Source organism: Thalassospira marina (assembly GCF_002844375.1).
Taxonomy (GTDB): Bacteria; Pseudomonadota; Alphaproteobacteria; order Rhodospirillales; family Thalassospiraceae; genus Thalassospira; species Thalassospira marina.
The window spans coordinates 2,144,365-2,168,000 of record NZ_CP024199.1 but is presented as its reverse complement, the minus strand read 5'-3'; the positions used below and the strand labels follow the sequence as shown (position 1 = coordinate 2,168,000).

Below are 23,636 nucleotides of genomic sequence, written 5' to 3'. Positions count from 1 at the left end.
TTTGAATTCAACCTGTTCCGGATTAAGAAAAACATTTCATGAGCACGAAATCCTCCGACCCGGGCAATGCCGGGCAGATCAGGGAAACCCGCCTTGCTGACGCGCTAAGCGAACGGTATCTGGCCTATGCGATGTCGACGATTATGTCGCGTTCGCTGCCTGATGTTCGCGATGGACTGAAACCGGTGCATCGTAGGCTGCTTTATGCAATGCGGCAGTTGAAACTTAATCCTGAACAGGGTTTCAAGAAATGTGCCCGTGTCGTCGGTGACGTCATCGGTAAATACCACCCGCATGGTGACCAGTCCGTTTACGACGCACTGGTCCGTCTGGCGCAGGATTTCGCGGTGCGTTATCCGCTGGTCGACGGGCAAGGGAACTTTGGCAATATCGATGGCGATAACGCGGCTGCCATGCGTTACACCGAAGCCCGCATGACGGCCGTTGCCGCCGTACTGATGGAAGGCCTAGATGAAGACGCGATCGATTTTCGCCCGACCTATGATGGCGAAGACCAGGAACCGATCGTCATGCCGGCAGCATTTCCCAACCTGCTGGCTAATGGTGCGGCGGGTATTGCTGTGGGTATGGCAACCAACATTCCGCCCCATAACGTGGATGAGTTGTGTTCAGGCCTGATCAAGCTGATTGATAATCCTGAAACATCGATTGCGGAACTGGTGCGTTGTGTTCCGGGGCCTGATTTTCCGACTGGTGGTGTGCTGGTTGAACCGCGCGAAAATATCCTGGAGGCTTATGCCACTGGTCGCGGTTCGTTCCGTTTGCGCGCCAAATGGGAAGTCGAAAAGATGACCCACGGTCTTTATCAGATCGTGATCACCGAGATTCCCTATCAGGTGCAAAAGGCAAAACTGGTGGAACGTATCGCCGACTTGATGTTTGCGAAAAAACTGCCGCTTCTTAATGATGTTCGCGACGAATCAACTGATTTGATCCGCCTGGTGTTTGAACCGCGTTCCCGTGCGGTCGAGCCCGAACACCTGATGGAAATGCTGTTTAAAAATACCGAGCTGGAAATCCGGTTTGGGTTGAACCTGAACGTTCTTGATGCCGATAACACCCCGCGCGTCATGAACCTGCGCGAAGTTTTGCGCGCCTTTCTGGCACACCGCCAGGAAGTGCTGGTTCGCCGTTCGCAGCATCGCCTTGAAAAGATCAACCATCGCCTTGAAGTGCTTGATGGTTATTTGATCGCCTATCTAAATCTCGACGAAGTCATCCGTATCATCCGTTTCGAGGATGAACCGAAGACTGAGCTGATGAAGGCCTTTGGGCTGACGGAAGTGCAGGCTGATGCCATTTTGAACATGCGTTTGCGTTCGTTGCGTAAACTTGAAGAAATGGAAATCAAAAACGAGCATTCCAAACTGAGCGAAGAAAAAGCCGGTTTGGAGGCGCTTCTGGCCAGTGAAGAATTGCGCTGGAGCCGTATTCGCGACGAAGTTGAACTTACCCGCGAAAAATTTGGCAAGAAAACCGAACTTGGCAAACGCCGTACTGAAATTGGCGATGCCCCACAGGAAATTGATGTTCCGCTGGAAGCCCTGATCGAACGTGAACCGATTACGGTTATCTGTTCGCGTATGGGCTGGATCCGCGCGCTGAAAGGCCACACAACGGATATTTCCGATCTGAAATTCAAGGATGGGGACGAAAGCCGTTTTGCCATTAAGGCATTCACCACGGATAAGCTTTTAATCATGAGCTCGGCCGGGCGCTGTTATACGCTGGGTTGTGATAAGTTGCCGGGGGGCCGTGGTCATGGTGAACCGATCCGACTGTCCATCGATCTGCCGCAGGAACATGACATCGTGTCGATGAATGTTCATCGCCCGGATGGCAAACTGCTTGTTGCGTCGTCGGCGGGCCGTGGCTTCCTGGTTGCCGAAAGCGACGTTGTTGCCCAAACCAAAAACGGCAAACAGGTGCTGAACCTGGGCAGCGATGAAACGGCATTGATCTTCCTGTCGGTGGACAAGGACCATGTCGCCGTTTTGGGCGATAATCGTAAATTGCTGATTTTCCCGGTAGAAGAAATTCCGGAAATGACGCGTGGCCGCGGTGTGATCCTGCAGAAATACCGTCAGGGTGGTTTGGCTGACCTCAAGCTGTTTAACATTGAAGATGGTCTTAGCTGGACCATGGGTGGCAGCGAAGGCCGTACGCGTACCGTTACCGAACTGGCTGAATGGGTCGGCAAACGTGCCGGTTCTGGTCGTTTGCCGCCGAACGGTTTTCCGCGGTCCAATCGTTTTGAATGATGCACTAGGGATCATTCATTGATGCAAACCTGAAGTCTGGTGAAACAGGCTTCAGGTTTTTATTTTAATATCAATAACCTGGATTGAAAATTTGATCTGATTTGACGGGTGTAAATACATGGCCTGTCGCGCCAAATTCCGGGTAATGCCACCTTGGGGAAATTTTGGGGTGTCAGAAACTTGAATTTGAAAAGATACCATTGCCGAAAGGCGCAAAAAACATGGTGTTTTGGATCATATATTTGTAACTTTGCTCCGCCGGTGACCGGGAGAGACGGAAACCAGCGATAAGAGATTCCGGGTGTGGGAGGAAAAATGCAATTTTTGGCACGTTTTGTGCGGCTGATTGACAGTCTTAATGACGCGATCGGTCGTGGCGTGGCGTGGCTGACCATTCCGTTGGTGGTAATCACCTTTCTCGTCGCAACTTTGCGCTACGGGTTTTCGGTTGGCTGGGTTTCGATGCAGGAAAGCTATATGTGGCTTTACGGCATCATCTTCATGATCGGGGCAGGGTACACGCTGCTTCATGGTGGGCATGTCCGTGTTGACGTTTTCTATCGTCCGGCATCGGCACGCTACAAAGCATGGGTCGATCTGCTTGGCACGATCTTCCTGCTTTTGCCGGTCCTGACGCTGGTTTTCATTTACAGCTATCCCTACGTGATGACGAGCTGGAAACGCCTTGAAGGATCACAGGAGACGGGCGGTCTTCCTGGATTGTTCCTTTTCAAGTCGGTCATTCTGGTTTTCTGCGTCCTTATGGCACTGCAGGGGCTTTCGCTGGCGGCACGCAGTATTCTGGTGCTGACAGGCCATCGTGAATTTGAAATCAACGAAGAAGAGCACGAGGGCGTCTGATGTCGGGGGAAGTATTAAGCCTTTTAATGTTTGCAGTGGCCTGCGTGGTTCTGCTTTTCGGTTTTCCGGTGGCGTTCTCGCTTGGTGGGACCGGTCTGGCCTTTGCCCTTATCGGTCATGCCATGGGCGTGTTCGATATGCCGCTTCTGGGGTCCTTGCCTTCGCGCTATTTCGGCGTGATGAGCAACGAACTTTACGTGGCCATTCCGCTTTTCGTTTTTATGGGCGTGATGCTTGAACGTGCCCGTATTGCTGAAAAGCTGTTGCTGACCATGGGCCTGCTGTTTGGCAAGCGTCGTGCCGGTCTGGGTATTTCGGTCGTGATCGTGGGCATGTTGCTTGCAGCATCTACCGGCATCGTCGGTGCAACGGTTGTAACTATGGGCCTGCTCAGCCTTCCTGCCATGCAGAAGGCCGGTTACAGCCCGCGTCTGTCTACCGGCGTCATTTGTGCATCGGGCACGCTGGGGCAGATTATTCCGCCGTCAATCGTGCTGGTTCTGCTGGGCGATATTTTGCAGGGTGCCTATGCCGAAGCTCAGCGTTCGCTGGGTAACTGGGCGCCGGAACCTGTTTCGGTTATCGACCTGTTTGTTGGTGCGTTCATTCCCGGCATGCTGCTGGTGGCGATGTATATCGGTTGGGTGATTATCCAGTCCTTTATCGATCCGAAATCGGCACCAGCCCTTGTTGAAGACAAACGCCCTGAAGGCCTGTTTGGTGAAGTTATGCGTGCCCTGGTGCCGCCGGCATTGCTGATTGTGGCTGTGCTTGGTTCAATCCTTACGGGTATCGCAACGCCGACCGAATCCGCTGCCTTTGGTAGTGTTGGCGCCATGATCCTTGCTGCTTGCTATCGCCGGCTCGATATGGCTGTTCTTCGCCATGTCATGGGCCAGACGGTGCAAATCAGCTCGATGGTGTTTATTATTCTGCTTGGTGCATCGATCTTCTCGCTGGTGTTCCGTGGCCTTGGCGGCGATCATCTGGTTGAAGAGCTGCTGCACAACATGCCCGGTGGCCTGTTTGGTGCGATGCTTGTCGTGATGACCCTGATGTTTGTGATGGGTTTCTTCCTCGACTTCATCGAAATCGTGTTTGTGGTGGTGCCGATCGTTGGCCCGATCCTGTTGAAAATGGATATCAGCCCGGTTTGGCTGGGTATCATGATCGCGATCAACCTGCAGACCAGCTTCTTAACACCGCCTTTTGGTTTTGCCCTGTTTTACCTGCGCGGCGTTGCGCCGCCCTCGGTTAAAACCTGGGATATTTACCGTGGTATCGTGCCGTTTGTGCTAATCCAGGTCCTTGCCCTGGTTCTGCTGGCGATGTTCCCGGAGCTGGCAACCTGGCTGCCTTCGGTACTGTTGAACTGATCTGCACCTGACTATTCCATCTTAGCGATCAAGGGCCGGTTTTCCGGCCCTTTTTCTATGGGCGAGAGCAGGGGCGTGGCCCGAAAGGAAAAGCGGATTGCAAATACAAAAAGGGCCGGCACATGGTGCCGACCCTTAAAAGCAGATCCGTTGGATAACTGATTTTTCGATCAGTATTTGAACGGAAGGACACGTGCCTGCATGAAGGCGCTTTCCGAATATTTCGCCCAGGAAACGGCCTGTTCACGGAAGGCAACAAGGCTGTCGAACACTTCCTGTGACAGCGGATCGGCAGCAACCAGATCGCGCAGAACCTTACCGGCCAGTTCACCCAGATTGGTCAGAATTTCATCCGAGAACGGACGCACATCAACATTGTGCTTTTCCTGCAGGGTCTTCAGGGCCTGGTTGTTACGGGCCACAAATTCCGACAAAACCATCTGGTTGGTTGCACGGTTTGCCTGTTCGACGATGGCTTTAAGGTCATCGGGCAGGTCGTTCCATGCATCAAGGTTGATGAAGTTTTCAAGGGTGGTTGCCGGCTCATGCCAACCCGGATAGTAGTAATATTTGGCCGATTTATAGAGACCAAACGCCAGGTCGTTATATGGGCCGACCCATTCGGTCGCGTCGATGGCGCCGGACTGCAGTGCTGGCGGAATTTCGCCGCCCGGCAGGTTGACAACGTTACCACCCGCAGCCTGGATTACTTCGCCGCCAAGGCCCGGAATACGCATTTTCAGACCTTTGAAGTCGTCAATGGTGTTCATTTCCTTGTTGAACCAACCACCCATCTGCGTGCCGGTATTGCCCGACGGGAAGAATTTGCAGTTCAGCTTTGCATAGATTTTGTCGGCCAGTTCCTGACCACCGCCATACTGGAACCAGGAATTCTGTTCCTGTGCGGTCAGGCCGAACGGCATTGCTGCCAGATACTGGGTCGCGGCAACTTTACCTTTCCAGTAATAGGGCGCGCCATGGCCCATTTCGACGGTGCCGTTGCCTACTGCATCGATGGCTTCAAACGCCGGAACGATTTCGCCCGCACCGTAAACGGTGACTTTCATCCGGCCATCGGATGCCTTGTTGATGTAATCAGCCAGAAGGTTTGCACCGGTGCCAAGGCCGGGAAAGTTTTTCGGCCAGGTTGTAACCATGCGCCATTCACGGACATTCTGGGCAAGTGCAGGTTTCGGGAATGCCGACGCGACGGCAGCAGTGGCACCAGCAAGCGCGGCGCCGCTCAGGAATTGACGACGTTTCATTGTTTGTAGCCTCCCAGCAAACAATCGATAATTTCTTTTTCTACAAAGCGTTGTCACGGCTTCGTCTGTAAAGATTATAGTCGTTGAGGATAGGAGGCAACTGCCGATCAGCACTCTGGGTTAAACTTTTGTCTATTTTTCCCGGCAAATGAGACATAGCGCACAGTTCGAGCCGGTTTTAACCACAGATGACAGGGGCAGGCGGGGGATTTCAGCGGGTGATTGCAAACGAAACGGCAAGCCCGGGTAGCGGTGTTAGGATGATTAATCGGTGCTGCCGGTTTCGGCTTCGTGCCGGGCCCATTGGCCGTTGCGAAAGGCTTCAAGCGGCTTGAACCGCGTCTTATAGGACATTTTCCGGCAATCACGCACCCAGTATCCCAGATAGACAAACGGCAGGTTCATTCGTGCGGCTTCGGCCACAAGGTCGAGGATAATATAGGTGCCAAGGCTTCTGCGGTCTTCGCGCGGGTCAAAAAAGCTGTAAACGGCAGAAAGCCCGTCAGAAAGTGCATCAACCAGCGCAACAGCAATCAGCCGGTTATCAGGTGTGCGATATTCAAAAATGGACGTTTCAACGGTGGTGTCTTCCATCATGGCCCGGTAATCGCGGGTATCCATGCGGGCCATATCGCCATCGCCGTGGCGCGCTGCCTGATATTCCGAAAACAGGCGAAACTGTTCCTGCGTGGCTGACGCTGCAAAAATTTGGCGGGTCAAGTCGGCATTGGTTGCGCGATTGCGGCGGAAGGACCGGTTATCCTGAAAATCCTTGGTGCAGACCCGAACGGGAATGCAGGCATCGCAATCGCCGCAGGCCGGCAGATAGGCAATGGAATGGCTACGGCGAAAGCCTGCGCGTGATAACAGATTATGGATGTTGTTGGATTCGGGGCCGCGCAGTTCAGTCACCAGCTTGCGCTCAAACCGGCCCGGCAAATAGGGGCAGGGCATGGGCGCGGTAATGAAATAATGCTGTGTCTGGCGACGCTGGTTGACCGTCATGCTGCGTAGGTGTCCGTGCCTGGATGATTTATCTTATTTAACTAGTGTAGGTATCTGTACGCAAACTTTAAAGTCACAGATGTTTAATCTATGGCAGCGAATGCGAGAAAATCATGTCGGGCGTTCCTAAACGTCCTATCCCTCGGCATTCGTCAATCATCTTAAATGCCAATGCTGAACAGTGCCTGAAAAGGTTTCCGGGCTTTGATGCAATCAGGAAAGCCGATCCACCACAGACCCTAGTTGCGTGAAGGTACCGAGAAGGTCGGGCGTTCAATCGGCGCATCGGGATCAATTGCCGGGCGTTCCTGGTTACCATCACGGTCGCGCGGGGCAAACAGGCCGGATGCCGGTGGTTCATCACCCGTCTTTTCATCTTCCGGCTTGGCTGGCGGTGTGCCCGTCCCCCGCAGCAGGGTTATGCTGATGCGGCGATTGCGTTCATCCTTGGGGTTATCCTTGATGAAGGGCACGGTATCGGCAACACCTGAAACTTTGCCAAACCGGTCTGTGGGCAGGCCATCAAGCTGCAATTCGCGCCGGGTTGCCAATGCACGGTCTGCTGAAAGTTCCCAGTTGGTGTAAGTCCCATCGGAATGCGAATAGGGGACTGCGTCGGTATGACCTTCAATTGCAATATCCTGCGGCATATCCTTGATGGCTTCAGCCACCTGTTTAAGCAACAGCCTTGTATGGTCGCGAAGGGTTGCACTGCCACTCGGGAACATCGATGTGCCGTCTTTATCGATGATCTGGATACGCAGGCCTTCGTCTGTCTGTTCGACCAGAAGGTTCTTTGAAAGTTCCTGAAGCTCTGGCGATTTATCCATCGCTTCTTTCAGGTCTTTTGCTGCTTTATCAAATTCTTTCTTTTCCGCCGCCTGTGCTGCTTTTTCGGCCTTTTCCTCGGCGGTTTCGCCTTTGGCTTCGGTTTCTACGGTGGTGGCATCAGGCGTCGGCGGGATATCCATCTGAATTACCGGCGCGCCATTTTCTGAACGCATGGCGCCAGAATCGGCAAGTTTGGTTCCAGCCAGCAAGCCGCCAGCGCCCGATTCACTGCGCGAGATCGATTCCGGTGCGAAATAGTTTGAAATGCCGTGAAGCTGTTCGTCTGTCGCGCTGCTAAGCAGCCAAAGCAACAGGAAGAAGGCCATCATTGCCGTCACAAAGTCCGCATAGGCGACTTTCCACGAGCCGCCGTGATGGCCGCCATGTCCGCCTTTTTTGACTTTTTTTATTACGATATCCGGCATTTCAGACTGTCATATCCTGGCGCAAATTCTTGCCTGTCACTTTAACGGACGCAAAGTTCACTAGACGTTAAACGGTGGGTGCGTTCTGGATGGCATCGTCAAGCTCCTTGAAGCTTGGGCGCACTTCCGGCGGCAAAATTTTACGGGCAAATTCGACAGAAACCTGCGGGGCATATCCCTGCATATGGCCGATCAGGGCGGCTTTCATACAGACATAGAATTTCGCATCCTGTTCCAGCGTTTTTTTGATAATCGCCGAGGTCGGGCCGACAAAGCCATAGGATGCCAGAATACCCAAAAACGTACCGACCAGCGCTGCGCCAATCATTTCACCCAGAATTTCCGGCGGTTCGGTCACCGAGCCCATGGTGTTGATAACGCCAAGAACAGCCGCGACGATACCAAGGCCGGGCAGGGCATCACCCACTGCTTGGATGGCATCTGGCACAACGTTGTCTTCTTCGTGATGGGCTTCGAGTTCCTGGTCAATGACGGCTTCAAGCTCATAAGCATTGGTGGTGCCCAGGGTCAGCAGGCGAAGATAGTCACACAGGAATTCCAGCGCATGGTGGTCTGCCGTAACACCGGGGAAATTGTTAAACAGGGCCGAGCTTTCAGGGTTTTCAACGTGGCTTTCAAGGGCAAGGTCGCCCTTGGATTTCGCCAAACGAAAAACCGCATACAGACAGACCAGCAGTTCCAGATAGGCCGGTTTCTTTTTGGAGCCCTTAAGCGCGCGAACCGTAAAGGAAATGCTGCGCTTTAGCACACTCATCGGGTTGGCGATCAGGAATGTGCCGAAAGCGGCACCAAAGATGATCAGAATTTCAAAGGGCTGAATAAGGACGCTGAATTTGCCATGTGGCAAATAGCCCCCCAGGACCGCACCGATCACAATCACATAACCAATGATCAGAAACATCTAATACCCCTTGTGCCGGCAAACCTAGCTATCTTATCCATCTGGCTGGACTAGTCATCCAATTGTCACGTGGTGCCTTTTTACAAAAGTCTCACCAGCTATGATACAATTAGTTCGTTTTGTTAATAACATACTGTTTGCAAAACGTTTTATGTCAGTATTTGACAGGTTTTGAATTTGCCGCCATTTTCCTGTGGCTTCAAACGGATTTTGCCGCACGCCCTGAACAATGAAAGCTGTAATTTGAACATGTCCTTCTCGTCACGTCATTTCCGGGATTGTCTTGGCCAGTTCGCGACTGGTGTTGCTATTGTTACCAGTCGTGATACGGACGGAAAGAAGGTCGGGATTACCATCAATTCGTTTTCTTCCGTGTCGCTGGAGCCGCCATTGGTGCTGTTTTCCGTTGCACGCAGTGCTGCGACCCACGACGTTTTTACGGGCGATGTGCAGCATTTTTGCATTAATGTCTTGCGGAATTCCCAAAAAGAACTGGCCGAACGCTTTGCCGCCCCAATTGCTGATCGCTGGGAAGATACCCGCTTTACAGATAATGGTCATGGTATGCCGGTTTTGACAGGGAACATCTCAACTTTTTCGTGTGTGCGCCATGCCGTGCACGATGGCGGCGATCACAGCATTATTGTCGGGCAGGTCAATGCCGTTGAAATGGGTGAAACGGGCGACCCGCTGCTGTATTACGGCGGAGCCTATGCACAATTGGCGCGGGCCTGATCATATCACTTTGCAAAGCTGAATTATAAAAGGGACGCGGCATTCCCCATCGGGTCAACGCTGCGTCCCCTTTTGATGTTTCAGGGTTAGTCGAGCGAGGTATTACCCAGCAGCCGGCCGCCATATCCGTTTTCTTTAAGATATTCGGTAACCTGTTGGGCATGTGCGGTGTCGCGCACCTCCAGCACCATATCGACATCGGTCTGCTTTGCCGGAATGTCATAGAAATAGCGCTGGTGATAGACCTCGATAATATTGGCTTCGGCATTGCCGATCAGGGTGCTGATGCGTGCCAATGCACCCGGTACGTCGGGAATTTCAATACGGATACGAACCAGGCGGCCTTCGCGCGCCATGCCGCGCATTAAAACCTGTGCCAGCAGGCGGCTATCGATATTGCCGCCACTAATGATCAGACATACCTTTTTGCCAGCAAACCGTTCCGGGTGATCAAGCAGGGCAGCCAGTGGTGCTGCACCGGCACCTTCAACAACGGTCTTTTCGATCTCGATCAGCATCTGGATTGCGCGTTCGATGGCCGATTCTTCGACCAGCACAACGTCGTTCAGCAGTTCTTTGCAAATTTCCAGGGTCTTGCCGCCCGGCTGCTTTACCGCGATGCCCTCGGCAATGGTAACGCCACCACCGGTAAATTCTTTTTCATGTATGCCTTCATACATGGATGGGTAAAGCTTTGTTTCTACACCAATAACATCAATGTCAGGTCTGCGCGATTTAACGGCTGTTGCAATGCCCGAGGCCAGGCCACCACCGCCAACCGGCACAATGATGGTGTCGAAATCGGCACCTTCGTTTAAAATTTCCAAACCGACAGTACCCTGACCGGCGATGATATGTTCGTCATCAAACGGGTGAACAAATGTCAGCCCGCGTTCCTGCTGGATTTCCTGTGCGGCCTGCATGGATTCGGCCAGAACAGCCCCTTTAAGGACCACTTCCGCACCATGTGAGCGGGTATGACGAACCTTGGTATAAGGAGTGTTTTCCGGCATGACGATGGTGGCGGGGATGCCAAGGCGTTTGGCATTATAGGCCACGCCCTGGGCATGGTTGCCAGCCGATACGGCAATAACACCGCAGGCGCGTTCTTCCGGGGTGAGGCTGGCCAATTTGACATAGGCGCCACGTTCCTTGAAAGACGCGGTATATTGCAGGTTTTCCAGCTTCAGATAGACATCGGCCTGGCAGATTTTGGACAGCGTCTGGGATCGCACCAGCGGTGTTTTATTGACGATGCCTTCAAGCAGGCGCGAAGCACGGACGATATCATGATAGGAAACAGCCATTTCCAGACTCCTTTACGTTCTGCCTGTAATCACGGCAGCAACTGCAAATGTGAATGTAGGGATTTGAATTTTGGATACACCAGACCTGTCATCCGCAGATGACAGGGTTCACATTCGCCGAATGGAAATGGAGCAAATAATCGGCATCATGTCAGCCACGCCTGTAAAACAGGTGAGGGAACAGGGCGACAGTTTGGTGTCGGTGCCGTCAGACATGTGCCAGATACTTTCAGAACTTTAAGCGCGAATAAACGCACTTTTACGGATCGGACAGACGAGGTCAAGGGAACATGGAAAAAATCCGGGTTGCATATTTCGCAATGCAACCCGGTGGGAAAATAACTGGCGGTTTTTCCCTTATTCCATGTTCAATATGATGGTTTTCTTATGGGTGAAGTGTTCCAGCATGCTTTCAAGCGATGCTTCACGTCCCAGCCCCGAAAGTTTGACGCCACCATAGGAAAGGTTGGGCTGCACAACCAGGTTCTGGTTGACCTGCACAAAACCGGCCTCCAGCCGCTTGGTGGCTACCAGCGCTGTTTTCAGGTTTGTGGTCCAGACAGTTGCCGCCAGGCCAAAGTCACTATCGTTTGCAAGTTCAAGGGCTTCTTCAAATGTCTTGAATTTGAACACACAGGCGACCGGGCCGAAAATTTCTTCGCGGGCAATGCGGGCATCGGGCTTAACATCGGTGAAAATCACCGGGCGCACATATTGGCCGTCCGCCAGTTCCGGGTCATCGGGCAGGGCGCTTAATTCGTGCTTTGTTGCACCTTCCTCGCTGCCGATTTCAATATAGTTGCACACCTTCGCGCGTTGCTTGGCGTTGATGATGGTGCCGATATCGGTGCTTTCATCAAGCGGGTTGCCCATCTTAAGGGCATTTACGCGCTCTTTCAGGCGGCTGACAAATTCGTCATGCAGTGTTTCGTGTACCAGAATGCGCGACGATGCAGTGCAGCTTTGCCCCTGACGGGTGAAACGCATGCCGCCAATGGCACCCGCAACGGCCTTTTCAAGGTCGGCATCGTCCATCACGATCATCGGCGATTTGCCACCAAGTTCCAGCGTCACAGGGATCAGCTTTTCTGCCGCAGCACGGTAAACGGTACGTCCCGTTTCTACTGACCCGGTGAACGAAACTTTTTTGACATCCTTGTGTTCCACCAGTGGGCCACCGCAGCCAGGGCCAAAGCCGGAAAGAATGTTCAAAACACCCTTCGGTAAAATCTGCTGCATGATCTGGCAAACACGCAGCACGGTAAAGGGCGTGTCTTCGGCCGATTTCACCACAACGCTGTTACCTGCAACCAGTGCCGGTGCAACCTTGATCGCCATTAGCAAAAGCGGCACGTTCCAGGGAATAATCGCGCCGACAACGCCCACGGGCTCGCGGGTGGTCATTGTCATCATATTCGGGTTGAACGGAACGGTTTCGCCTTTCAACTCGGATGCGAGGCCACCAAAAAACACAAACATATCCGCCAGCACCGATGCCTCGACGCGGCTTTCGGTCCGCAGCGCTTTGCCGGATTCAAGGGCAATCAGTTTGCCGAGCTCATCGACATGCTGGTTCAGGATGCGGCCGCATTCAGCAACAAGTTTGCCGCGTTCACGGGCCGGGCGCTCTGACCAGGATTTTTGAGCTTCTTTGGCGATCTTTACGGCGCGGTCAACGTCAGCCTTGTCGCCCTCGGCCGCCTGGCCAATGGATTTACCGGTTGCCGGGTTTAAAACATCAAATGTTTTACCATTGATCGGCGCGACAAATTCGCCGTCAATCAGGTGTACGCCAGACAGTGATTTCGCCAGGACGAATGGGTCCAGTTCCAGTTCAACAGGCACGGAAGCCTCCCTGTTTTTACCCGTCTTTTATCGGGCCGTTGCGGCGCGGCGGGTTAAATGGTTATTTGGTATGGTTTTACCAAATTAAGCATGCGGGCCAGACGATTGCAAGCCCTTTGCTTGTGATGATCCATGACATTTCGTCGCATGCTTGTTAGGGTGGGCCGCGCCGGTAAAATTGCCGGAACCGCCTCATGCAGCGGGCGTTTAGCTTTAAATCACTTTCTGGAATGTTCGGAGCCTGCGATGCCACGCCATTTTGATACGACCTATGACGTCGTCAAGGAACTCAAACCGTCTTATCCGGTTTATTGTTTGCGCCCCGACATATTGCGCGATGCTGCCAGCCGTTTTGTTGAAATGTTTCCCGGCAAGGTTCTGTATGCCGTGAAATGTAACCCTCATCCCGAAATTATGCGTTACCTGCATGAAGGCGGCGTGCGCCATTTTGATACTGCATCACCCGAAGAAATCGCGCTGGTGCGCCGCCAGTTCCCCGGTATGGATGCCTATTTCATGCATCCGGTCAAAAGCCGTGATGCGATCCGCAGTGCGCACCGCGTGTTTGGTATTCGCCATTTCGTAATCGATACCGAAGACGAACTTCACAAGATTCGCGCCGAAACCGATGAAGACCCGGATCTGGTGATCCATGTTCGCTTGGCAACGCCGCCTGCAGGGGCAGCCTATAATCTGTCTGCCAAATTTGGCGCCCGTCCTATGACTGCGGCCGAGCTTTTGAAAAAAGTCGACAGCTATGGTTATAAAGCAGGGCTTTGCTTCCATGTCGGTTCGCAATGCACCAGCCCGAACGGTTATCGCATTGCAATCGAGCTGATCCGCCAGGTTATTGATTTTTCCGGCGTCAAAATTCATTCCATCGACGTTGGTGGCGGTTTCCCTGGGCAATATATGAACCAGCGTGCGCCGGGTCTTGATGTTTTCATGGATGAAATCAAGGATTGTATTCGCTGGCTGGGCATGCCCGACATTACCTTCATGTGTGAACCGGGCCGTGCGCTGGTTTCAAGTGGTGTGTCGCTGGTTACGCAAATTCAGCTGCGCAAGGAAGACCAGCTTTTCATCAATGACGGTATTTATGGCAGCCTGTCCGAAGCCGTAACCGGTAATTTGCGCTTCCCAGTGCGTCCGATGCGCATTGGCGGTGATTTTGATCCGGAAGAAACGCTGGAATTCACCATTTACGGCCCGACCTGCGATAATATGGATGTATTGCCGGCAACCGTGAACCTTCCGGCTGATATCCGTGAAGGCGACTGGATTGAGTTTGGTCATATCGGTGCCTATTCCAACGCCCTTGCAACCCACTTTAACGGGTTTTTCCCGGAACTTCTGGTTACGGTAGGTGAAGCTTTTCCGTTTATTGACGGCGAGTTTCCCCAGGTCGGCTGATCAAGGCAAAATGGTTTACCGGGTGGCGGGGTAAAAATGCCATCCCGGTAAAGCCGTACCGAATTGCAAATTTGATTTCCCTGTATTAGGTTTCATCCAAACGGATCGTGCCCTGTGTGCGGTCCGTGAATGGATCAATCAGGGGGAAATAACGTGACCACCAGCCTTTTCATGCGTATTCGTGCCTGTTTTCCGGGCGATCTTGGTAAAACCCTGATCGAAACACCCGATGGCAGCAGGCTGACCTATCGTGATGCTGATGAATGGTCGGCGCGTTATGCCCATGCATTGCAAAAGGCAGGTGCCCAAAAAGGGGACCGGGTGGCCGTGCAGGTTGATAAATCCGCGGCTGCGCTGTTCCTGTATTTGGGCTGCATTCGCGCCGGGCTGGTTTATTTACCGCTTAATACTGCCTACCAATCCCAGGAACTGTCCTATTTTGTCGCGGATGCATCACCCGCGGTGATCGTTTGCCAGCCTGATCGCAAGGCGGATATGGATGCGATTGCAGGTGAAAAGGCCGGTTGCACCATTTTCACGCTTGATGCCGATGGCCAGGGAAGCATGACGGTGGCCGCAAGCGGGCAGAGAACGGAATTTATGCCCGTAGCCTGCGCCGATGATGATTTGGCCGCCATCCTGTACACATCTGGTACCACAGGCAAGCCCAAGGGTGCTATGATGACCCAGATGAATTTGTGGTCAAACGGGCAAACGCTGGTCAATTTATGGGGCTTTGGCCCAGGTGACACCTTGCTGCATGCCTTGCCGATTTTTCATACCCATGGCCTGTTCATTGCCTGCCATTGCGTGATGATGTCTGGTGCAGGCATGATTTTCCTGCAGAAATTTGACCGCGACCAGGTTATTGATGCGTTGCCGCGTTCAACGGTGATGATGGGCGTTCCGACATTTTATGTTCGCTTGCTGGCCGGTGACGATTTCAACGCTGGCCTTGTTGCCAATATGCGCCTGTTCATTTCAGGATCAGCACCATTGTTGCCTGAAACATTTTCGGCTTTCCATCAGCGTACAGGCCACTATCTGCTAGAGCGCTATGGCATGACAGAAATGGGTATGGCAACGTCAAACCCACTGCACGGCGAACGGGTAATTCACACCGTCGGTCCAGCGCTGCCCGATGTTGAGGTGCGTGTTTGTGATGGTGAGGGCAAGGTGCTGGCATCTGGCGAGGTCGGTGTGCTTGAAGCCCGTGGACCCAATGTGTTTGCCGGTTACTGGAAGATGCCTGAAAAGACCCGCGAAGAATTTCGTGATGATGGCTTTTTCATCACCGGGGATATCGCTCTGATCGATGATCGGGGATATGTCCATATTGTTGGTCGGGCGAAGGATTTGGTGATTTCGGGTGGATTTAATATCTATCCCAAAGAAATCGAAACCGAGATCGACAAGATGGATGGTGTTCTTGAAAGTGCAGTGATCGGTGTGCCGCACCCCGATTTTGGCGAGGCAGTAATTGCCATTATCGTGTCCGATGGGGTTGCTGCAATAACTGAGTCCGATATTATCAGTCATATCAAATTATTGGTGGCGAATTTTAAAGTGCCAAAGAAAGCAATTTTTGTGGCTGAACTGCCGCGCAACACCATGGGGAAGGTGCAGAAAAACATTCTGCGCGATGAATATCGCACGCTGTTTTCTTCATAACGCGCAGGTGGTGAAACCTGCATAAAGCGCATAGCAAAAAAGCCCCGGCGGGTTCAACGCACGGGGCTTTTTTTGTTTGGGCAGACCGGAAAGTTTGCCAAGTCTTAGTGACCAAAGGCAACGCGATGTGCAACGTCTTCGATCTGGTCGCGGTTCAGGCCAATGTCAGCCAGTTCGCGCTGGTCAAGTTTGGCAAGGGCATTCTGGGTCTGGTACTGGATACGCAGGGCACGCAGGTAAGCGAAAATTTTGGTCAGGATCATTTTATCACCTATATCAAACCGTCCGACAGCGTCGGAAACTACATTCAGGGAACCGGCAAGTGACCCGTTTGATGCCCAGTGGCATACTGAATGGTTCGACGTGTCGGTCTGCTCTTTGCAACCAGGGCGACAGGATTTCGATATTCGATTTTCGTGTCGGTAGTGATTGCCGTTATCTGTTGAACTGGAAGATAAGCCTGAGCGCTTTTTTTCACCATTGCGTTTTTTGCAGATCAGGGCCGGATAAAGCGCAGAAATTAAGCAAATGCCCAAAATTTCACCAAAATAACCATTGATTTTCCAGAAGTGCCGCTTTTGGCGACATGCGTCATGCGCATGGCTAATAAAATTACCCAATTTTTTAGTGTATTGGCATTTCCCACCCAGAGGCGAAATTGCGGTCGGTTTTAAAATGTTTCGCTGTATTGATTTTATGTCTTTTTACAGGCACTGATGATGCCCCAAACGGTCACATCACCCTATGGATGGCCATTAAAACCGGGAATCGTCCAAAGACTCGTATGTCGGGTTAATGGTTTGACCGGAACCGAAATTGCGAAAGGCAAAATATAATGACGGGTTCGAGACCTGCGCTTGACCGAGACAGTGCCATTGCGGCCTATCTGAAATATGCCAATAGAATGCCAAAGCTTGCTGACGGTCATTTGCCGGCTCAAACGCAGGAAGTGGCAAATATTTTGGCAATCGCAGATCAGTTTGACGTCATTATCTTTGATGCCTTTGGTGTTCTGAATTCCGGGGCGGATGCGATACCCGGGGCGTTGCAGGCTGTTTCCGCCCTGCGTCAACGTGGTATTGACCTGGCGGTTGTTACCAACGATGCCTCGAATGCGCCCGAAGCCATCATCGAACGCCACCGCAAGCGTGGTTTTGATTTTACCGTGGAATCCCTTGTCAGCAGCGCAAAATATATTGTCCCGATGATGGAACGCCATCCCGATGTGACCAGTTGGGGGATCATGGCGCCATCGCATTGGCCGATTGATCGTTTGCCAGGTGACGCACGGCTGTTGGGGGATGACGATGCCGATTATGATGCCGTTGGTGGCTTTGTGTTGATCGATTCCGATGACTGGAATGACTTGCGCCAGCAGCGACTGGAAACCAGCTTAGCGAAAAATCCCCGACCGATTTTGGTGGGTAACCCTGATATCTGTGCGCCGATGGGGCATTTCCTATCGGTTGAATCGGGTTATTTTGCCCATTTGGCCGCTGATGCCTGCGGTTTGGTGCCCGAATGTGTTGGCAAACCCTATCGCGAAGTGTTTGAGGATATCCTGCAGCGCCACCCCAATGTTGATCCGTCGCGGATTTTGATGGTGGGCGATACCTTGCACACCGATGTACTTGGGGGGCTTGCGGTTGGCATCAAAACATTACTGGTTACACGCGGCGGGTTCCTTGACGGTTATGATGACCTTGCCGGGCTTTATGACCTTTCAGGTCTTCGGCCGCATTTCATTGCCCCGGCGATTGGTGCTGGGCTGGAATAACCGGAATTAAATTGAAAAAGGGGTGCCAATGCTGCACCCCTTTTTGTTATGCGTTTGCCTGTTTTAGCCAATCAACCAAGATATTCGGCTACGTCAATTGCGCTATAGGTCAGGATGCCTGATGCGCCAGCACGTTTGAAGCATGCCAGCGTTTCTACTGCGCAAGCCGCGTAGTCCAGCCAGCCATTGTCGGCGGCGGCGCGCAGCATCGCGTATTCGCCTGATACCTGATAGGCAAATACCGGAACGCCGAAATTGTCGCGCACGCGGCGCACGATATCGAGATAGGGCAGGCCCGGCTTGACGATGACGGAATCAGCACCTTCTTCCAGATCATAGGCAACTTCGCGAATGGCCTCGTCACTGTTGGCAGGGTTAAGCTGATAGGTTTTTTTGTCAGCCTTGCCAAGGGCGCTGGCAGATCCGATGGCGTCGCGGAACGGGCCATAAAAGGCAGATGCGTATTTGGCGGCATAGGCCATGATCTGCACTTTTTTGAAGTTTTCGGTTTCCAGCATATCGCGAATGGCGGCAATGCGGCCATCCATCATGTCGGACGGGGCAACAATGTCGCAGCCTGCCTGCGCCTGAACCTGCGCCTGGCGCACCAGGGCTTCGGTCGTTTCATCATTGAGGATTTCACCATCAACAACAACACCGTCCTGCCCGTTGGAATTAAACGGGTCCAGGGCAACATCGGAAATGATGCCAAGATTGGGGCAGGCATCTTTGATGGCTTTGGTGGCTTCGCAGACAACATTGTTCGGGTTGTAGGCTTCGCGCGCGTCCGGGGTTTTTAATGCCGGGTCGATATAGGGAAACAGGGCAAGGGCTGGGATGCCCAGCTTTTCTGCCCGGCGGGCTGTTTCAACCAGCACATCGATACTTTGGCGTTCAACACCCGGCATTGACGGAATCGTGACCCGTTCGTTACGGCCTGCAATGACAAAAACAGGCAGGATAAGGTCGTCAACGCTCAGGCGGGTTTCGGCAACCATGCGGCGTGACCAGTCGGTCATGCGGGGGCGGCGCAGACGTGTGCGAGGAAAGGTGCCGTAACTGACAGGATGGGCCATGATCTAACTCTTTCGCGCGGGTGGAGGTGGTGGCGTGGAAACAGTTTTATGCGGCAGATTGAAGGATTGTTCAACTATTGCGGACAGTTTTTAGTCTTTGTCGCATGCTGGTCAGATATACCGGAATGATCAGGCTCAGGAATGCCGCACTTAATAAAAAGGCATTTACCAGGCCATAGCGTTCGGCAATTGCACCGATAAAGGGTGGGCCCGCCATTAAGGCGGTGTAGCCGGTTGCCGCGATTGTCGCCACAACAGTGCCACTGCTTTTACCGCTGCTGCTGGCTGCGGCCGAAATCAGCAAGGGTAAAATAACCGCCAGTCCCATCCCCGCGATAAAACATCCAACCCAGGACAGGATGAAATGGGGCGATAGCGCAATGATCAGATACCCCGATGTCGCCAATACACAACTTGTCAGCAAAATCGGTGCACGGCCAAACCGGTTTACCAGCCAATCGCCGCTAAGGCGTGTGGCTGCCATTGCGGCGGAGTATAGGGCAAAACCGGCAGCAGCGATGCTTGCTGTGCTATCGAGTGTCCTGATCATAAGGACGGTGACCCAGTCGGTAATCACGCCTTCACCAAACTGGCCAATAAAGACGCAAAGACCAAAGGGTAACAGCAACCAGAAAATGGGTTTATCCGCATCAATTTGCGCGCTGCCTTGCTGCGTTGATGTTTCCTGGGTGTCGCTGGCTGCTGTGCTGTTGCCTGTTGCCGGGCCATCATGAAGCAATCCGGCCTGCAAAATCCAGTGTGCGATCAGCAGGATTGCGGCACTTAACGGCAGATGAATGCTGTTAGACAGAGGCAGGGCAAACCATAACGTTGCAAAACCAGCCCCGGTGAAGCCGCCCAGGCTCCAGAAACCATGCAATCCGGAAAGGATGCTTTTGCCCCTTGCGCGTTCCAGGCTGACACCATTTGCATTCATGGCGATGTCCATCAGGGCTGCACAAAACCCCATAAAAAATAGCGACACGCTTAGCGAGGCGAAGCTGGGCATGAAGATGGGCAATGTCAGGACCGGGAAAAAAAACAGCCCGGCAACCCGCACAATGATATGTGACCCGAACCGGTCAGACAGACGCCCGGCAAATGGCATGGCGGCAACTACACCAATCGCTGCGGCCAGAAGGGCAATGCCAAGCCGTTCATGACTGAGAGATAGCTGTTCCTGAACCAGCGGAATATGCGGTACCCAGCTTGCAAAACCGGCACCATGAATAAAAAATATGCCCCGCGACCGGTGATGGGCGCGCTGTTTTTCGGCCTCGGTCAAACCTGTGTTTGAATCTTTCATATCAGAACAACTTCAATGCCTTGGTCGCGGTAATTTGACAAATAGCTTTCAGAAAGCTTGCGCCCTGTTACCAGGGTGTCGACGGCATTTGCATCGCACACCTTAAATGGCATTCTGGTTTCAAGCTTGTCTGCTGTGGCGATTGCAATCACTTCTGATGACTGTGCAATCATCGCGGCTTTGCCGGTGCGTTCTTCGATATGCTGGGTGCTGACCCCAAGGTCGGGATGGATGGCACAGGTTCCAAGAATGCAGATATCTGCCTGGTAATGGCGTATTTCATCCATCGTGCCAGCCCCGGAAACCACCATGTCCTTTTTCAGGATTTTGCCGCCAATCATGATGATATCGGCATTGGGGTGTTCGGCCAGGATAACGGCGGCGGCCGGGTTTACGACAATTGCGGTCCCGTGAAAGGATGGTTTCAGGTTGCGAACGACTTCAAGCACGGTAATACCGCTATCAAAAAAAACGATGGCATCGTCGGGAATAAGGTTTTGGGCAACATACCGGGCAATTGTCGTGCGTTCCGGGCGAATTTCCTGGCTACGTTCCTGATAGCTGCCTTCGCCCAGTGCGGGCAAAATCGCACCGCCATGAATGCGGCGTAAATCACCTTGCTGTTCCATCTGGCGCAGATCACGGCGGACGGTATCAAGGGATGTGTGCAGCCTGTCTGCCAGGTCGTGGATATGAACGGTGCCATAACGTTTAAGAAGGGACGAAATCTCGCGATGCCGGTTGTCGACGCTGGACATGATTTGCCTGTTTTGCTCGTTTTGCGTTTATTGCCTGTTTTGTTGTAGGGGCGGGTCTGATCCCGGTCAAACAAAAACCGGCCACGCTATGGCGTGACCGGCAAAATTTCATATTGCTTAATGGCAGAATCTTGCTTTAGCTGGCATCAAGGGCCTGTTTCAAATCAGCAAGGATATCATCGATATGTTCGATCCCGATCGACAGGCGGATATAGCTTTCGCTAACACCCGATGCGGCCAGTTCCGATTCTGAAAGCTGTGAATGGGTTGTCGTTGCCGGGTGAATGGCAAGCGAGCGCGTGTCGCCAATATTGGCAACATGATAAAACAGCTTCAGGCTATTGATGAATTTCTCGCCAGCAGCGCGGCCTTCTTTAAGCTCAAAGCCCATCAACGAACCAAAACCACCTTTAAGGTATGCGTCTGCCCGGCGGCGGGTTTCGCCTTCCTGCAGGCTGGGGTGAATGACCTTTGCGACTTTGGGATGGTCGTTTAAAAAGGCGGCAACCTTGTTGGCATTTTCGCAATGGCGTTCCATGCGCAGGGGCAGGGTTTCCATGCCCTGGATAATCTGGAACGAGCTAAGTGGTGATGCGGCCGCACCAACATCGCGCAGCAGCGTGCAGCGCAATTTGATGGCATAGGCCACCGGGCCAATCGGTTTAACTGCTTCGGTCCAGACAGCACCATGATAGCTGGGATCAGGCTGGGTCAGAAGCGGGAATCGGTCTGCGTGTTTTTCCCAATCAAAGCGGCCTGAATCCACAACAATACCGCCAACCGATGTTCCGTGACCGGCAATGAATTTGGTGGTTGAATACATGACAATCGCCGCACCATGTTCGATCGGGCGGCACAGAACCGGGGCAGCCGTATTATCGACCACCAGCGGAATACCCAGTTCATCACCAATATTGGCAACTTCACGCAGCGGGAAAACCTGCAATTTGGGATTGGGCAGTGTTTCAGCATAAAAGGCGCGGGTTTTGTCATCGGCCAGCTTGCGGAAGTTTTCCGGGTCTGACGGGTCCGCAAAGCGAACTTCAATGCCCATTTGCTTGAAGGTATTGGCAAACAGGTTCCAGGTGCCGCCATAAAGGTCGGTTGAGCTGACAATATTATCGCCAGCCTGGGCAATATTGAGAATGGCAAATGTCGACGCAGCCTGGCCCGACGCGACGGCTACTGCTGCTGCACCACCTTCAAGGGCGGTGATGCGCTGTTCAAGCACGTCATTGGTCGGGTTCATCAGACGGGTATAGATATTGCCCAGTTCCTTAAGGGCAAACAGGTCTGCCGCATGCTGCGTATCGCGGAACTGATAGCTGGTGGTCTGATAAATCGGCACTGCAACCGATCCCGTGGTCGGATCGGCACGATAGCCCGCGTGAAGGACGATTGTTTCCGGATTTTTGCTGTCGGTCATTTCCATTCCCCTGTTAACGTTTTTCCATGTTGGGTCGCAGTAAGACACATTAATTCCACACGGGCAAGATGCGCGCGGTGCACGTTCTGGTTGGTAATGGTTTTCCCTGATATGGATAATGTCGTATTTCGGTATTGTTATGCCGAATTAATTGACACGCGGACTTTTTCACGTTTACGTAAAGGGAAATAAATCGCCCTGACGAGGAATATCCAATGGAATTCGCCCTTTCAGAAGATCAACTGGCCTTTCAGCAGGCCGCCCGCGATTTTGCGGCGGGTGAAATGGCCCCGCATGCCGCAAACTGGGATGCAGAGCATATCTTCCCCGAAGAAACCCTGCGCCAGGCGGCCGAAATGGGCTTTGCCGGCATTTATACCCGCGATGACGTGGGTGGGGCCGGGCTGGGGCGCCTGGATGCGGCCGTCATATTTGAAGAACTTGCAACTGCATGCCCGTCAACCGCGGCCTATATTTCCATTCATAATATGGCCTGCTGGATGATCGACAGATTCGGAAATGAACAGCAACGCCAGTGCTTTTTGCCCAAGCTGACGCGCATGGAACATTTCGCCAGTTATTGCCTGACAGAGCCGGGTGCCGGATCCGATGCGGGTTCGTTGCGCACGCGCGCGGTTCGCGATGGCGACTATTATGTTTTGAACGGTGAAAAGGCGTTTATTTCCGGTGGCTCGCGCAGCGACATTTATATCGTTATGGCGCGAACGGGTGATGAAAGCCCTGCCGGTATATCAACCTTCATCGTGCCGAAGGATGCACCGGGCCTTTCATTTGGCAAGCTGGAAGAAAAAATGGGCTGGCATAGCCAGCCGACCTCGGCTGTTATTTTCAGCGACTGCAAAGTTCCGGTGGAAAACCTGTTGGGTGCTGAAGGCGAGGGGTTCAAATTTGCCATGAAGGGCCTGGATGGCGGGCGCCTGAACATAGCAGCCTGCTCGATCGGTGGTGCACGTGCTGCGATGGAACATGCCCGCGAGCATATGCGGGTACGCAAGCAGTTTGGAAAACCACTGGAGGCCTTTCAGGCGCTGCAATTCAAATTTGCCGATATGGTAACCGAACTGGAAGCCGCCCGGCTGCTGCTGCATAAAGCGGCCTGTAAACTTGACGAACAGGCCCATGATGCCACACAGTTCTGCGCCATGGCCAAGCGCTTTGCGACCGATATTGCCTTTGCCGTCTGTAACGACGCGCTGCAATTGCATGGCGGATATGGCTATATTCGTGAATATCCCGTCGAACGGCTGCTGCGCGACCTGCGTGTGCACCAAATCCTTGAAGGCACAAATGAAATTATGCGGGTTATCATTGCACGCGCAGCCCTGCGCGATTGA

General features: G+C 52.9%; 19 protein-coding genes. 8 read left to right on the top strand and 11 right to left on the bottom strand.

Annotated features, from left to right (window positions below):
- Window positions 1–38 precede the first annotated feature (38 nt).
- From parC to CSC3H3_RS09895, 3 genes are all read left to right on the top strand, one after another.
- Window positions 39–2,282 carry a DNA topoisomerase IV subunit A gene (parC, locus tag CSC3H3_RS09905; protein WP_101284726.1) on the top strand — a complete coding sequence of 748 codons (2,244 nt, stop codon included), beginning with the start codon at window positions 39–41 and terminating at the stop codon, window positions 2,280–2,282.
- Window positions 2,283–2,597: 315 nt separating this feature from the next.
- Complete coding sequence (locus CSC3H3_RS09900) at window positions 2,598–3,143, top strand: TRAP transporter small permease subunit (RefSeq protein ID WP_101269699.1); 546 nt, start codon at window positions 2,598–2,600, stop codon at window positions 3,141–3,143.
- Window positions 3,143–4,519, top strand: a complete 1,377-nt coding sequence (locus CSC3H3_RS09895; protein ID WP_101269700.1) for a TRAP transporter large permease — start codon at window positions 3,143–3,145, stop codon at window positions 4,517–4,519. Before CSC3H3_RS09900 ends, CSC3H3_RS09895 begins: the two co-directional genes overlap by 1 nt.
- Window positions 4,520–4,689: 170 nt before the next feature.
- Here the strand turns inward: CSC3H3_RS09895 and CSC3H3_RS09890 are convergent, their stop codons facing one another.
- From CSC3H3_RS09890 to motA, 4 genes are all read right to left on the bottom strand, one after another.
- A complete protein-coding gene (locus CSC3H3_RS09890) occupies window positions 4,690–5,784 on the bottom strand; it encodes a TRAP transporter substrate-binding protein (RefSeq protein WP_101269702.1) in 1,095 nt (364 codons plus the stop codon).
- A gap of 264 nt (window positions 5,785–6,048) precedes the next feature.
- Window positions 6,049–6,789: an arginyltransferase gene (locus tag CSC3H3_RS09885; protein ID WP_101284725.1), complete on the bottom strand. Its 741-nt coding sequence runs from the start codon at window positions 6,787–6,789 to the stop codon at window positions 6,049–6,051.
- A gap of 239 nt (window positions 6,790–7,028) precedes the next feature.
- The gene (locus CSC3H3_RS09880) at window positions 7,029–8,045 is read right to left on the bottom strand and encodes a flagellar motor protein MotB (protein WP_101284724.1); all 1,017 of its coding nucleotides are present in this window, start codon (window positions 8,043–8,045) and stop codon (window positions 7,029–7,031) included.
- Window positions 8,046–8,112: 67 nt separating this feature from the next.
- Entirely contained in the window at window positions 8,113–8,967 is an 855-nt protein-coding gene (motA, locus tag CSC3H3_RS09875) for a flagellar motor stator protein MotA (RefSeq protein ID WP_101269708.1), read from the bottom strand.
- Between the two features lie 249 nt (window positions 8,968–9,216).
- On the opposite strand from motA, the gene CSC3H3_RS09870 reads away from it, so the two are divergent.
- Window positions 9,217–9,702, top strand: coding sequence for a flavin reductase family protein (locus CSC3H3_RS09870; protein WP_101269915.1), 486 nt, complete (start codon window positions 9,217–9,219; stop codon window positions 9,700–9,702).
- 86 nt (window positions 9,703–9,788) lie between these two features.
- Here the strand turns inward: CSC3H3_RS09870 and CSC3H3_RS09865 are convergent, their stop codons facing one another.
- Complete coding sequence (locus tag CSC3H3_RS09865; protein ID WP_101284723.1) at window positions 9,789–11,009, bottom strand: threonine ammonia-lyase; 1,221 nt, start codon at window positions 11,007–11,009, stop codon at window positions 9,789–9,791.
- A 357-nt stretch (window positions 11,010–11,366) separates the two neighbouring features.
- Window positions 11,367–12,854, bottom strand: a complete 1,488-nt coding sequence (locus CSC3H3_RS09860) for an aldehyde dehydrogenase family protein (protein ID WP_101284722.1) — start codon at window positions 12,852–12,854, stop codon at window positions 11,367–11,369.
- Between the two features lie 246 nt (window positions 12,855–13,100).
- On the opposite strand from CSC3H3_RS09860, the gene CSC3H3_RS09855 reads away from it, so the two are divergent.
- Together CSC3H3_RS09855 and CSC3H3_RS09850 are read left to right on the top strand one after the other, a co-directional pair.
- Window positions 13,101–14,267 carry a type III PLP-dependent enzyme gene (locus CSC3H3_RS09855; RefSeq protein ID WP_101269714.1) on the top strand — a complete coding sequence of 389 codons (1,167 nt, stop codon included), beginning with the start codon at window positions 13,101–13,103 and terminating at the stop codon, window positions 14,265–14,267.
- Between the two features lie 153 nt (window positions 14,268–14,420).
- Window positions 14,421–15,938 carry a malonate--CoA ligase gene (locus tag CSC3H3_RS09850; RefSeq protein WP_245881360.1) on the top strand — a complete coding sequence of 506 codons (1,518 nt, stop codon included), beginning with the start codon at window positions 14,421–14,423 and terminating at the stop codon, window positions 15,936–15,938.
- 104 nt (window positions 15,939–16,042) lie between these two features.
- Here the strand turns inward: CSC3H3_RS09850 and CSC3H3_RS24405 are convergent, their stop codons facing one another.
- On the bottom strand, window positions 16,043–16,201 hold the full coding sequence (locus tag CSC3H3_RS24405; protein ID WP_101269718.1) for a DUF1127 domain-containing protein: 159 nt from the start codon (window positions 16,199–16,201) through the stop codon (window positions 16,043–16,045).
- 572 nt (window positions 16,202–16,773) lie between these two features.
- Here CSC3H3_RS24405 and CSC3H3_RS09840 point away from each other — a divergent pair.
- Complete coding sequence (locus tag CSC3H3_RS09840) at window positions 16,774–17,715, top strand: HAD-IIA family hydrolase (RefSeq protein WP_101284719.1); 942 nt, start codon at window positions 16,774–16,776, stop codon at window positions 17,713–17,715.
- A 71-nt stretch (window positions 17,716–17,786) separates the two neighbouring features.
- Here CSC3H3_RS09840 and hemB read toward each other — a convergent pair whose 3' ends face one another.
- The 4 genes from hemB to CSC3H3_RS09820 all read right to left on the bottom strand — a co-directional run bounded on the left by hemB (window position 17,787) and on the right by CSC3H3_RS09820 (window position 22,281).
- A complete protein-coding gene (gene hemB, locus CSC3H3_RS09835; protein ID WP_101284718.1) occupies window positions 17,787–18,791 on the bottom strand; it encodes a porphobilinogen synthase in 1,005 nt (334 codons plus the stop codon).
- Between the two features lie 70 nt (window positions 18,792–18,861).
- A complete protein-coding gene (locus tag CSC3H3_RS09830) occupies window positions 18,862–20,097 on the bottom strand; it encodes an MFS transporter (RefSeq protein ID WP_101284717.1) in 1,236 nt (411 codons plus the stop codon).
- Window positions 20,094–20,855, bottom strand: a complete 762-nt coding sequence (locus CSC3H3_RS09825) for a DeoR/GlpR family DNA-binding transcription regulator (RefSeq protein ID WP_101284716.1) — start codon at window positions 20,853–20,855, stop codon at window positions 20,094–20,096. Before CSC3H3_RS09825 ends, CSC3H3_RS09830 begins: the two co-directional genes overlap by 4 nt.
- A 136-nt stretch (window positions 20,856–20,991) precedes the next feature.
- A complete protein-coding gene (locus CSC3H3_RS09820; protein WP_172963412.1) occupies window positions 20,992–22,281 on the bottom strand; it encodes an O-acetylhomoserine aminocarboxypropyltransferase/cysteine synthase family protein in 1,290 nt (429 codons plus the stop codon).
- A gap of 215 nt (window positions 22,282–22,496) precedes the next feature.
- Between CSC3H3_RS09820 and CSC3H3_RS09815 the strand changes: the two genes are divergently transcribed.
- Window positions 22,497–23,636 (top strand): isobutyryl-CoA dehydrogenase, encoded by a 1,140-nt coding sequence (locus CSC3H3_RS09815; RefSeq protein WP_101284714.1) that lies wholly within the window; start codon window positions 22,497–22,499, stop codon window positions 23,634–23,636.

Coding starts and splice junctions, on each gene's coding strand:
- CSC3H3_RS09900 (WP_101269699.1), top strand. CDS start 2,598: ATGCAATTTTTGGCACGTTTTGTGCGGCTGATTGACAGTCTTAATGAC.
- CSC3H3_RS09885 (WP_101284725.1), bottom strand. CDS start 6,789: ATGACGGTCAACCAGCGTCGCCAGACACAGCATTATTTCATTACCGCG.
- CSC3H3_RS09820 (WP_172963412.1), bottom strand. CDS start 22,281: ATGACCGACAGCAAAAATCCGGAAACAATCGTCCTTCACGCGGGCTAT.
- CSC3H3_RS09840 (WP_101284719.1), top strand. CDS start 16,774: ATGACGGGTTCGAGACCTGCGCTTGACCGAGACAGTGCCATTGCGGCC.
- CSC3H3_RS09865 (WP_101284723.1), bottom strand. CDS start 11,009: ATGGCTGTTTCCTATCATGATATCGTCCGTGCTTCGCGCCTGCTTGAA.
- motA (WP_101269708.1), bottom strand. CDS start 8,967: ATGTTTCTGATCATTGGTTATGTGATTGTGATCGGTGCGGTCCTGGGG.
- hemB (WP_101284718.1), bottom strand. CDS start 18,791: ATGGCCCATCCTGTCAGTTACGGCACCTTTCCTCGCACACGTCTGCGC.
- CSC3H3_RS09815 (WP_101284714.1), top strand. CDS start 22,497: ATGGAATTCGCCCTTTCAGAAGATCAACTGGCCTTTCAGCAGGCCGCC.
- CSC3H3_RS09870 (WP_101269915.1), top strand. CDS start 9,217: ATGTCCTTCTCGTCACGTCATTTCCGGGATTGTCTTGGCCAGTTCGCG.
- CSC3H3_RS09895 (WP_101269700.1), top strand. CDS start 3,143: ATGTCGGGGGAAGTATTAAGCCTTTTAATGTTTGCAGTGGCCTGCGTG.
- CSC3H3_RS09825 (WP_101284716.1), bottom strand. CDS start 20,855: ATGTCCAGCGTCGACAACCGGCATCGCGAGATTTCGTCCCTTCTTAAA.
- parC (WP_101284726.1), top strand. CDS start 39: ATGAGCACGAAATCCTCCGACCCGGGCAATGCCGGGCAGATCAGGGAA.
- CSC3H3_RS09880 (WP_101284724.1), bottom strand. CDS start 8,045: ATGCCGGATATCGTAATAAAAAAAGTCAAAAAAGGCGGACATGGCGGC.
- CSC3H3_RS09855 (WP_101269714.1), top strand. CDS start 13,101: ATGCCACGCCATTTTGATACGACCTATGACGTCGTCAAGGAACTCAAA.
- CSC3H3_RS09830 (WP_101284717.1), bottom strand. CDS start 20,097: ATGAAAGATTCAAACACAGGTTTGACCGAGGCCGAAAAACAGCGCGCC.
- CSC3H3_RS24405 (WP_101269718.1), bottom strand. CDS start 16,201: ATGATCCTGACCAAAATTTTCGCTTACCTGCGTGCCCTGCGTATCCAG.
- CSC3H3_RS09890 (WP_101269702.1), bottom strand. CDS start 5,784: ATGAAACGTCGTCAATTCCTGAGCGGCGCCGCGCTTGCTGGTGCCACT.